The organism is Faecalibacillus faecis (assembly GCF_003024675.1).
GTDB lineage: Bacteria > Bacillota_I > Bacilli_A > Erysipelotrichales > Coprobacillaceae > Faecalibacillus > Faecalibacillus faecis.
This window is the reverse complement of record NZ_PYLP01000002.1, coordinates 47,593-59,724: the sequence shown is the minus strand read 5'-3', so window position 1 is coordinate 59,724 and position 12,132 is coordinate 47,593. Positions and strand designations below refer to the sequence as shown.

The window sequence follows — 12,132 nt, the reverse complement described above, 5'->3', positions numbered from 1 at the left end:
CTTTTTTACATACTCCCTATTTGTCCGCCATCAATTCGAATAATCGAATTATTTATAAAATCAGCTTCATCACTAATCAAAAACTTCACTAAATAAGCCACTTCTTCAGGTTTGCCATAGCGTTTAACCATAATTTTTTCTTGTTCTTCTTTTAAAAATTCTTCATCATAACCATCAAGTTCATTTTCTGTACCAATAAATCCTGGTGCAATGCAATTTACATGAATATAAGGTCCAAACTCAAACGCTAAATTATGAGTTAAAGAAATAAGTGCTGCTTTTGAAGCATCGTAATCAATACACATAGGATAATATGTATTCATCCCATTTGTCGAGGAAATATTTATAATACGTCCATAGTCTTGTTTAAGCATATGTGCTGAAACACTTTTACTACAATTATAAGCACCTACAACATTGACATCTAAGGTCTTTCTAAATTCATCTGCTGTTTTTAAATGAAATAAATTAGACAAATCAATTCCTGCATTGTTAATTAAAATATCAACGCCACCTAATTGATTATCAATTTCTTCTATCATCTTTCCAACTTGATCATCTTTAGAAACATCTGCTTTTAAAGCCAAACAACGTACATGATATTGTTGAATAATGTATTCTCTTAAACATTTTGCTTCTTGATGAGAAGTTAAATAATTAATAACGATATCATATCGATTTTTTGCTAATTCCAAAGCAATGGTTTTACCAATACCTTTAGCACCACCTGTAATTAATACAACTTTACCCATGATAAAAAAGAGCTTTATTAAGCTCTTCCTGCGTATTTTCCATCAGCTGAAAAAACAACGATTTTTTCACCTTGTTCAATAAATTGAGGAACTCTAAGAGTTAGACCTGTTTCAGTTTTAGCGTCTTTTGTTTGGTTAGATGGTGCTCCTTTGATAGCTGGATCTGTTTCTACAATAGTTAATTCTACTTTTTCAGAAACAGAAACATTTAATAATAATCCTTCAAAGAATACTAAATAAACTTCAGTTCCTTCAACAATAAAGTATTTATTATAACCAACTTGTTCTTCAGATAATTCATATGTATCATATGTTTCCATATCCATGAAGTAGAAAGTATTATCTGCTTCATAAGAAAATTGAGCTGCTTTTTTAGAAATATTAGCTTGATCAAATTTAGTTGAAGCATTGAAGTTTTTTTCTTGAATAGCTCCTGTTTTCAAGTTTCTCATTTTAGTTTTTAAAATAGCCGCTCCTTTACCAGGTTTAACATGTTGGAAATCCAACACTTGACAAGGATCACCATCAATAATTAAAGTTAATCCTGTTCTAAAATCTCCTGCACTAATTGCCATATACTATCTCTCCTATTAATAATTTTTTACACGTCTTATTGTAACAGTTTCAATCAACATTCTCAAGTACTCCTGAAAAACTCCTCGTGCTTTGAAAATATTTTATTTTAAATTATTTTTTAAAATAAAGATACTTTTTCTTTATTTTGGTGTTCTTTGATATATCTACTCCATTTAATATATCCATAAGTTGTATTTGTAAAATAACCCAGTTTTAAAGCAAGTAAAACATATTGTCCTGACATTATGTTAATTACTGCTTCTAAAAATGCACATATATACCAAGCAATCCATTGTTCTCTTAATCTAAAGAAAATAAAGAGACCGTTGGCGATTCCAACTGCTGAAGCACAAGCATCAATATAAATAATTGCTGTTTCTAATGTTTTATTGTTATAAAAATCAGTAGCGATATCTAAACCACTAATAAAATAACCTACAACAACTGTCCAAACAATAATACCAATAATAACTAAAACTTCTTGATATCCTTTTAATTTTCTTACCATTGTAAGTTCATCTTCTTCATCATCGCGATGTTTAGACCAGTTAATATAACTAATAATATCAATAGGTAGCCAGAAAAATAAAGTTGTTGCCATTGTCGCAAAACGATACATTAAAACAACACAAGAAACAATTTCTACAATTTCTACCAAGACAGAAACTAAGAAATTATACCTTGATTGTTTAGATATCAGTAATTCACATAAAATATTTAAGAATGTATCTAATAAATAAAGAATCATAATGATAATACCGTTTACACCATTGGCACTATCTTCTGGGAATAACACAGATAAAATCGTAGCTAATACCATAATTGAGATAAACCATGATTTTTCATATGTTGTAAATTGTTTAGAGAATAACATCATAATTGCAACAGATAACATTAAAATAAATGTTGCACTCGCTAAATTGAAAACAGACAATGTTTCTTCTGCCATCATTTCTTTATAAGTATGACTTGCTTCTTGATGACTTACATCTTTATGATCAAAATAAAGATTTTGTCCATTTACTGTTTTAAATTCATATGCTTTGATTGAATTTTTATTTAATTTAACATAATCTTCATAATCATAAGATACCACAAGTTTTTGATCACCTTTTCGATAAATGACATCACAAACTTTATTATCCGAATCATAATCCTCTTCATCTTTATCTCTATTCATCGTGACAGATTGAACATATCGCAAATCTCCTACATCTTTATGAATTTGCAGCAAACCATAAAAAACTGAACCAATTGAAGTAAAAACAAGTAAACATAAAACAATTATTTCAAGTGTTCTTAATTTTTTATTGGATTCGATATTTTTTTTGAAAAATTGAATCATTATTTAAACCTCTCCCTTATCTTAAAATGCTTTATCATTATAATAAATATTTATAAAAAATACACTCTTTTTTTCTATTTATTATAATTATTTCATAAAAATGTAAAAAAATAGGAATAATGCGTATTCCTATTTTAAATTATTTAGCTTTAAATTGACTAACAACCACGCTTTGATGTTCATTTGAAATAAATTGAATTTCAACTTCATCTCCAACGTCTACAAGTGGTAAGGAATTAGAAAGGGATAAATCTGCAATATAAATATGATCATCACCCTCTAGTTTAAAATAATAAACACTGTTTCCTTCTTTAACCGCACTGTTGATTAAAGCAATTTTCCCCGTTAAAGTATTTTCTTCAGCTTCGACATGACTTTTACCATTTTGAGATAAAACTTCATAATAAGCTTTTTCAGCCTCAGATACACTGCTTCCAGTTGCTACAATTTGATAATTTTTAACACTGACAAAAGCATACATCTTAACAAGATTGCTACTATCTTTTAAAGAAAGAAAATAAGTAGGCTCTCCTCCAGCGTTAATCAAAATTGGAAATGTTGCTTTATATTTTAAGTTTTGTACTTTTCCTTCTGCCGAAGACATTGCCGAATATTCTTCCGCTCCAGAAATATGATAATATTTACCTTCTTTTGTTCTTAAATTAATAAGTGCAAATCCTACATTGCTGGCATCTTTAGAAACACTTGTTAAACCCGTATACAAATAAACATCATCTTTAATCACAATATAATTATAACCATCTGTTGGTTGTAAAACACCTTTTTGCGAAAAGATTGAATTGATATAACCATTTGTATATTTTCCATAATTTTCAAGTTGAGATATTACAAGATTCGCTGGATAAACGCGATCGACCCAACTTGGAATATCATTAATATCATAATATTTATGTTTCCCCGTTACAGCATCCACTAAAACCGCTCCTACGATATCTTTTCCACCAAAGGGTCCAATTTGATATTCAAATACTGGAGCAATCCAATACAGTGTTCCCTTTTCATCAATTTCAAAAGCAAGTTCTTCAAACATTTTCGTTGGATAATTCATACGCAAGTGGCGATAAATATTACGTCCAAAATGTTCTGATTTTGAATACTTCATACCTTCTTTTAATTCTACAACTTCTGATTCTTGAGTAACCATATTTACTTTAATATAAGCTGGAAGTCCTTCTTTTCGATTAGTAACCCATTTAATCAAATCACTATATTCAAGCGGTGTTACACGATAAGGTGTTTCCTGATAGTTGATTTGTTCATAAGATTCATCAACTTCAAATTGTGAAACATAATCAATCATCTGACCCATCTTACGATCACCAAGTTTGATAGCACTTTCACGATCAACAACAGGGATAGACTGATAAGAAATTGTTTCATTATCTTTATAAAAATCTGCTTTTTTATCTAAAAGAAGTTGTTTTTGATAATTTTTTGCATGGAAAATAGGTGCACTATAAACACTTCCAATACCTACATAGATCAATAATCCTAAAGAGATAGCCACAAATACCTTAGACACTTGGTCAATTGTTCCAAGTAAAATTGCATGCAGCATCGCAAATAAAACAAGTAAGAAAATCAAATGAAAAATAAATGTTTGTGATTGAAAGTGAATTGGTAACAATAAAACATACTCACCAACAATACTTAAAATCAATACAACTAATAAAGGAATAATATAACTCCATTTTTTAGATGAAGGTGTATAGTTTGAATGAAAAGAAAAATGATTCATTTTTTCTTTAATAATCTGAATAAAATTATCCATTGATAAGCTCCTTTAAATCTTTAAGAAGCGAAGGAAGTTCATCTATTGATAAAAGTGTAGCACCTGAAGCAAAAGCATGTCCTCCTCCACGATATTTGTTAGCGACAACATTGACAGGACAGTGTCTAGAACGCATTGATACACGCCAATTATGATCTTTAACATTTTCGGTGATTGCAAGCCAAATCTTATATTCTTCAACCGAACTTAAAATATTAACATAATCTGAACCACGTTCTCTTGAAAGATTGAGTGCTTTTAAGTCTTCATCTTTTAAAATATAATAAGCAATTCCTTCATCTTCAATATAATGATTTAATAAGAAAGCATTTACTTTTAAATCACTCGCCTTTTTCATATACATTCTTTCATAAAGTGCTTGCATATCAAAACCACAGTTATAAAGATACATTGCTGCTTCAAATGTACGACAATCCGTACCTGAATACATAAAGCGATTCGTATCGCCCATAATTCCCATATAAAGACTTGCCGCTCCAAAAGATGCTAAATGAACTCGTTCATTTTTTAAAAAGAGTGCAACCATTTGACTACATGAAGAAGCACTGCTATCTTCTAAGTTAATATTCCCATAAGATTCAACAACAATATGATGATCAATCTTAATGATTTCCTTGCATTGTTGATAACTTTCTCCATCAATACGTTCTTTATTTGCCGTATCCAAAACAATTCCTAAAACAGGTTGTTCAAATTTAGGTTTTTCAATATTCATTTCAATATTAAATTTTTGAACTAAATCAGAAGAAAAGTCTCCTTCCATATAAACTGTTTTATTTGAAAAAGTATTTTTAATAAGATCATACATTCCAAATTGACTACCAAAAGCATCATAATCCGGATTAACATGTCGATAAAGACAAATACAATCATATTCCTCTATTTTATTTAAAATTTCTTCTATCATAATTTCACCTCATTTTTATCATATCATAATTAGATAAAAAAGACCTCTAAAAATAGAGGACCTTTTCATTAAAGTTCTAATAATCTCACTGTATCTCTAGCAATCATTACTTCTTCATTTGTTGGAATAACCATAACCTTGATTTGAGAATATTGATGAGAGATAACACGATTTTCATCACTTCGAATATTATTAAGTTCTTCATCTAAGAAAACACCAAATGCTCTTGAAACGTTATCAATAATTAAACGTCTTAAATAAGCTGCATTTTCTCCTACCCCAGCAGTAAAGGCAATGGCATCACAACCACCAAGTTCTGCATAGTATTGACCAATATATTTTGAAACAATACGTGCATATAATAACCCAGTTAATAAAGCTCTTTCATTACCTTCATTAAATAAAGCATTTTCAATATCTCTTGAATCAGAAGAAATACCAGAAATACCTAGCATACCTGATTTTTTATTATAGATTTCTAACACTTCATCTACACTTTTATTAAGTTTTTTACATAAATAAGGCATAACAGATGGATCCACATCTCCACTTCTTGTTCCCATCATAACCCCTGCAAGAGGTGTAAATCCCATGGATGTATCAATACAGTTACCATCTTGTACAGCTGAAATACTAGCTCCATTTCCTAAATGGCAAACAATAATTCTTGATTCTTTAGGATTCCCTAACATTTCAATTGCTTGTTGTGAAACATATTTATGACTTGTACCATGTGCCCCATATTTACGCACTTTTAAATCTGTATAATATTCAAGTGGTAATGGGTAAAGATATCTTTCTTTATCCAATGTTTGATGGAATGCTGTATCAAATACAAAGACATGTCCTGCATGAGGAAGTGCTTTTTTAAAAGCATTATATCCAATAATATTTGCGGGATTATGTAAAGGTGCAAGTTCCGCTAAAGCTTCTACTTTTTTAACTGCATCTTCATCCACGACAACAGAATCATTAAAATCTTCTCCACCATGTACAACACGATGTCCAACAGCATCGATTTCGTCTAAACTTTCTACAATATGATGTTTTACAAGAGCATCCAATAACAAATCAACTGCTACTTGATGATCAGGAATTGGAGTTTCTAATTTTCTTTTTTCTCCATTTACTTTTATTACAAAATTTCCAACTTCTTGACCAATTCTTTCAACTAAACCAGATGTGATGACTTCTTCACTTGGCATATTCAATAATTGGAATTTAAGAGAGGAACTCCCTGCGTTTACCGCCATTACTTTAACCATAATTTACCTCCTAGTCATATAAACATATTGTACTAAATTTGGTACATAAAAACAATAAAACTAGGAGAAATTACATAAAAAATGTAACCACTTACAAAAAAGAATAGTTTTTACACTATTCTTTATTTATTATATGAAGAACGAGACATTTGTTCTTGCCCCATTTTAACTAATCTTTTAGTGATTTCTCCACCAACAGAACCGTTAGCTCTAGCTGTTGTATCAGGACCTAAATTAACACCAAATTCATTAGCAATTTCATATTTCATTTGGTCAATCGCATTTTGAGCTCCTGGTACAACTAATCTATTACTGTTATTACTTTGTGCCATCTTGTGTCACCTCCTGACACTTTTATTTTGTGTCAGGATATAAAAACTATACGCTTTTTTTAAAAAATATCTTCATCATTTTTATAAGAATTATCAACAACGATGGTTTCAACTGTTTCAACACATTCATCAACTAATGTATCAAAATCAAATGTTTCTTCAAAAGCAACTGCTTTATAACTTTTTGGTTTTGTTGCAGGTGCTTTAGGAGTAAAAATTGTACAACAATCTTCATGAGGACGAATTGAAATATCATATGTATTGATTTTTTGAGCAATATCAATAATTTCTAATTTATCAAGACATAAAACAGGCCTTAATACAGGAATAGAAATAACTTCATTAATAACATTCATACTATCTAATGTTTGTGAAGCAACTTGCCCAATACTTTCCCCATTGACTAACGCTAAACAATGATTTTTACGTGCTAGTTTTTCACCGATACGATACATCATTCGACGCATAACAGTCATTGCATAACTTTCATCACAATGATCATAAACAGCTAATTGTAATTTTGTAAAATTGACAACATGTACAGTAATTTGACCATGTGTATAATGACGTAATTGATCTACTAAATCAAAAACTTTTTCTCTAGCAAATTCATTTGTATAAGGTGGAGCTGCAAAATGCACACATTCAATATCTACACCACGTTTTAATGTTAAATAACCGGCTACTGGTGAATCTATTCCACCCGATAACATTAAAAGAGCCTTCCCACCAATTCCAACTGGATAACCACCGGCACCTTTGATAACATTTGTCATAACGTACATTGCATCATGTCTAATTTCAACCGTAACCAACATTTCTGGATTGTGGACATCTACTTTTAAAGGACGAGTAACATGATGAAAAACATGTCCTGCTATTTCTCTATTGATATCTTGTGATTTTTTAGGGAATGTTTTATCACTACGTTTTGTGTTGATTTTAAAAGTTGTTTTTGTATCTTCATTGATCATTTGCGCAATAGAATCTTTTACAACATCTAAATCTTTTGGAAATTTATATGCGTTTGAAAATGAATGAATTCCAAAAACTGTTTTTAATTTTTCGTTTACCGCTAAATGATCTGCACCATTTAAATAAATATAAAGACGATCATATTGTAATTGATATTGAAGTTGAGGAAATTCAAAAAGAATTTCCTTCGTATTTTTTAATAATTTTTGTGTAAATAATTTTCTATTTTTTCCTTTTGTTGTGAGTTCACCAAAACGAACAACAATATAATTTGCTTCCATAATCTACCTCTGTTTTTTTATTGAATTTAACACTTCTTTTAGACAATAAATAAATTTATCAATTTCTTCTTCTTTTGTCAAATCACTAATACTTACACGCAAAGCACATCTTGCTACTTCATCGCTTAAATGAAGTTGCTGCATAACTCTTGAAATATCATTTGTTTTAGAAGAACAAGCACTTCTTGTAGAAATTAAAATATCTTTTTCTTCTAAAGCGTGTAAAACAACTTCTGGTTTATAGCCAACACATGAAAAATTAACAATATGGTTTGAAGCTTTTCCTTGAGTGTTAACGACTACACTTTCAATTTGTGAAAGTTCATGAATTAAATACGAATTTAATTTTTTTACATATTCTTCTTTTTGGGTGAAGTTTTCTAATGCTAATCTTAATGTTTTCGCAAAAACAATATACGTACAAGCATTGCTTGTTCCACCACGTAAACCAAATTCTTGTTGTCCTCCATTAATTAAAGGAACAAGTGTTGTCGAGTGATTTTTATAAAGAAGTCCACTTCCTTTTAAACCATTGATTTTATGTGCTGAAAAAGAAGCACAATCAATTCCTGATAAATCAATTGTCAACTTTCCTAAGGATTGAACCATATCTACATGAAATTTAATAAGTGGATGTTCTTTAATAACATTCTTAATTTCCTCAATAGGTTGAATAGCTCCTACTTCATTATTAATATGCATAACACTTACTAAAATAGTATCCTCTCTAATACTCTTTTTTAAATCGTCTATTGAAATATGTCCACTATGATCTACTGGTAAATACGTCACATCAAAGCCAAAAACTTCTTCCAATTCCTTACATGCTTCATAAACCGAAGAATGTTCAATAGAAGTCGTAATTATATGTTTTCCCCTATTTTGATATTGAAAAGCAATTCCCTTAATTGCCATATTATTTGCTTCACTACCACAACTTGTAAAAATGATTTCTTCATCTTTTACATGTAACATACCTGCAATAAGACTTCTTGATTTTTCCAATAAACGATTAACTTCAATTCCTTGACTGTAAATACTATCCGCATTATAAAAATATTTCTCTAAAAGTTGTTCATGTGTTTTAATAACCTCTTTATTAAAAGGCGTTGTTGCCGCATAATCTAGATATACCATATTTCCCTCCATATTCTATTTTATTCTCTTTTTTTTAACCTGTGCCTTTTCGTAAAAAAAGTCCTAGGCATTTTTAGGACTTTTTTTATTAACGAGCATTTCATAAGAATCCGGTTTGATTTTTTCAATAATATCTACCGCTGTCGATAAGGCTTTTGTATACTCACCATTTCGATAAAGTAATTCCGCTTTTGTAAGTTCTGTGTTGACTTCTAAAAAGGAAGAACGATAACGATTTCCAAAAATAATGGCATCTTCAACCATTTCAGCTGTTACAATTAAATTATGCACATTATCATAAAGTTTATAAATAACATCTCGCGCAGCATCTACTTGCATTGAAAGGCTCTTTAAGTCGATTGGTCTTTGACGAATGAAATTCAAAATAGCATCTGCTTTTTGATAAGAATCATCAATATAATCTTGATAAGACTCGCTAATCATTGGTAAATGTTTATTTCGAATTTCTGATTTAATTTCAAGTAAAACAATATTAATGTTATCAAGTTCATCAAGTGCTCTTTTTTCTTGAATTTTTAATGATTCTGCAAGTTCATTATGTTTAATTAAAGAATCATTGAAAGGCTTACTATTTATCGTAATTCTTTCAAAATTTTCAATCATATCTTGATAAGAAAAATCTTTACTTTCAATAATTTCAGTCACATCATTTAAATCATCTAAAACTTTTTGAAATTCTTTATAATCATCTTCAATCGTTATTTCATAATCACTTAAAATATAATTTTTTTCTAAATCTTTAATAACATCTCTCGTTTTTGAAAGACCGCTATCAATTGTATTTACATATTTGTAACATGCATCTCTTTTTTCTTCATAAAGTGCATACGCATTTTGTTCCTTTTCAAAATCCGCATACAAAAGATTCATGTCTTCTGTCATAACTTCAATATTTTGTCCAACATTTTCTAAATTTAAATCTTTAATTGCTTGTGCTGTTTCATTTAAATCACTTTCAATTTTATCAATACGTAACGTTGCTTTCATTCTTTCAACCGCAAAATCTTTTTGCATCATTTCATCCATGATTGTTTTTAATTCATTTAAACGTTTTGGTAAATATTGACGTGTAACAGAAATATAAGTTGGCAAATCTCTTAAGTTGGCTTCTAAATCATCTATATCTTTAGAAACTTTTTCTGTATATTGTTTAGCTTCTTCAAATTGTTGATTATTCATATAATCTTCTAATTGTACAAATTGTTGGTCTATGCCATGGAAAACATCTTGTAATTTAGGAACATAATCTTCTACTTTGAAACGAATTTGTGAGTAATGATCATTTGTTTCACGATATTTTTCTTTAACCTTAATTATTTCTAAACGTTGAATATTTTCGATTTCTGTAATAACTTCAATATCTTTTAATAGCTGTTTTGAGTCTGTCTCATAGTGCATGACATCATTTTCTAATTTAGACATTTTCTTTTGAACACCATGTAATTTACGATAATAAAGTGCTTCATCAACTTCATTTATTAATGGTGTAATTTCATCATTAAGTGTATCAGATAATTTTGAAAACTGTTCTTCATAAAGCTCATATTTATCTTGAAGTTCTGGCATATTTTTCGCAATTCCTTTAACCCTTCCTAAACGATATTGTAAGGGTAAAGATTTGATTGCATTTATTCTATTTTCTAAATCTATGATTTGTTTACGATAATGTTTAAGTTTTAATAAACGATACGTTATAAAAAGAACAATAACAATTAAAACAATTGACACGATCGCAATAAGCATTTTTAATCCTATAATATTTATGACCTTATTTATATATTCCATAGACCTTAACCTCTTTTAATACATTTTACTGTTTAATTATACCATAGTGTCGTATTCTTGTCTAAAATTTATTTTGTTTTAATGTTTCCTTTAAAATAGCCAAAGAAGCTATAAAAATACATAAAAATCCTATTAAAATCATCCAATCAAAGCTTTCTTTTAAAAAGAAAAGTGAGAAAATATAAGTAAACAACGGATTGAACGCCATGAAAAAACTAGTTGAAAAAGGACCGATTTTTTTAATTGAGAAAAAGGAAACACTTTGAATAAAAGCATAACCTATTCCTGAAGATAAAACAAAAAGCCAAAAAGGAAAACGATAAATATGATAAAAAAGCTGTTCATGTTGAAATAAAAGAAAAACGGTAAGTTCAACAAATGCAACAAAAAACATATAAAAATTATAAATAAAGAGATTTTGGTTTATAGATCTTAATCGATAATTTCCAATGTTATAGAACAATAAAGCTCCTAACATCATAAAAAAACTTATATTCAATGTTGAAAAATCAAAATGAATCGTTATAAAAAAGCCTACTAAAATAAAAAAGAAAAGACCTATCTTTTTAAAATTCCACTTTTGTTGTTTAAAAGTAATACAAGCCATAATAAGTGGCGACAAGCAATTAATTGTTGCCACCTGTGAACCTTTAATTGTTTTTAATGCTAAATATGTCATCATAAAATTTAAAACATTAATAAGATTTGTATTAATAACTACTTGTTTAAAAGAAGCTTTTTCAAAAGGAATTTTCTTGAAATATATATAAACCAATAAAGATAGCATTGAAAAAAAGATTTTTAAATAAACTAAAAACAAAGGATCAAATGAATCATAATTAAATTTTGTTATAATGATATTTAAACCCCAAGTTGCATTTGCTAGAAAAAGCAGTATATAAATCACAAAACCACCCTTTTTTAGTTTAAACAAAAGAAAGGT

Annotated in this window: 11 protein-coding genes; all 11 read right to left on the bottom strand. The window is 28.9% G+C overall.

Annotation, left to right across the window (positions count from 1 at the left end; all coding sequences use genetic code 11):
- Positions 1-5: 5 nt before the first annotated feature.
- The 11 genes from C7U55_RS02160 to C7U55_RS02110 all read right to left on the bottom strand — a co-directional run bounded on the left by C7U55_RS02160 (position 6) and on the right by C7U55_RS02110 (position 12,096).
- Positions 6-752 (bottom strand): SDR family NAD(P)-dependent oxidoreductase, encoded by a 747-nt coding sequence (locus tag C7U55_RS02160; protein ID WP_106987144.1) that lies wholly within the window; start codon positions 750-752, stop codon positions 6-8.
- A 17-nt stretch (positions 753-769) separates the two neighbouring features.
- Positions 770-1,327: an elongation factor P gene (gene efp / locus C7U55_RS02155; RefSeq protein ID WP_022001501.1), complete on the bottom strand. Its 558-nt coding sequence runs from the start codon at positions 1,325-1,327 to the stop codon at positions 770-772.
- A 119-nt stretch (positions 1,328-1,446) separates the two neighbouring features.
- Complete coding sequence (gene pnuC, locus C7U55_RS02150) at positions 1,447-2,673, bottom strand: nicotinamide riboside transporter PnuC (protein WP_106987143.1); 1,227 nt, start codon at positions 2,671-2,673, stop codon at positions 1,447-1,449.
- A gap of 139 nt (positions 2,674-2,812) precedes the next feature.
- Positions 2,813-4,465, bottom strand: a complete 1,653-nt coding sequence (locus tag C7U55_RS02145) for a hypothetical protein (protein ID WP_106987142.1) — start codon at positions 4,463-4,465, stop codon at positions 2,813-2,815.
- Entirely contained in the window at positions 4,458-5,393 is a 936-nt protein-coding gene (locus tag C7U55_RS02140) for a DHH family phosphoesterase (RefSeq protein ID WP_106987141.1), read from the bottom strand. Before C7U55_RS02140 ends, C7U55_RS02145 begins: the two co-directional genes overlap by 8 nt.
- 68 nt (positions 5,394-5,461) lie before the next feature.
- Positions 5,462-6,658 (bottom strand): acetate/propionate family kinase, encoded by a 1,197-nt coding sequence (locus tag C7U55_RS02135; protein ID WP_106987140.1) that lies wholly within the window; start codon positions 6,656-6,658, stop codon positions 5,462-5,464.
- A gap of 122 nt (positions 6,659-6,780) precedes the next feature.
- Positions 6,781-6,990: an alpha/beta-type small acid-soluble spore protein gene (locus C7U55_RS02130; protein ID WP_048923864.1), complete on the bottom strand. Its 210-nt coding sequence runs from the start codon at positions 6,988-6,990 to the stop codon at positions 6,781-6,783.
- 59 nt (positions 6,991-7,049) lie between these two features.
- Positions 7,050-8,246 carry a tRNA uracil 4-sulfurtransferase ThiI gene (thiI, locus tag C7U55_RS02125; protein ID WP_106987139.1) on the bottom strand — a complete coding sequence of 399 codons (1,197 nt, stop codon included), beginning with the start codon at positions 8,244-8,246 and terminating at the stop codon, positions 7,050-7,052.
- Between the two features lie 3 nt (positions 8,247-8,249).
- Positions 8,250-9,383, bottom strand: coding sequence for a cysteine desulfurase family protein (locus C7U55_RS02120; RefSeq protein WP_106987138.1), 1,134 nt, complete (start codon positions 9,381-9,383; stop codon positions 8,250-8,252).
- A 63-nt stretch (positions 9,384-9,446) separates the two neighbouring features.
- Positions 9,447-11,189: a septation ring formation regulator EzrA gene (locus tag C7U55_RS02115; RefSeq protein WP_106987137.1), complete on the bottom strand. Its 1,743-nt coding sequence runs from the start codon at positions 11,187-11,189 to the stop codon at positions 9,447-9,449.
- A gap of 61 nt (positions 11,190-11,250) precedes the next feature.
- Positions 11,251-12,096: a DMT family transporter gene (locus C7U55_RS02110; protein WP_162297391.1), complete on the bottom strand. Its 846-nt coding sequence runs from the start codon at positions 12,094-12,096 to the stop codon at positions 11,251-11,253.
- Between the last annotated feature and the right edge of the window lie 36 nt (positions 12,097-12,132).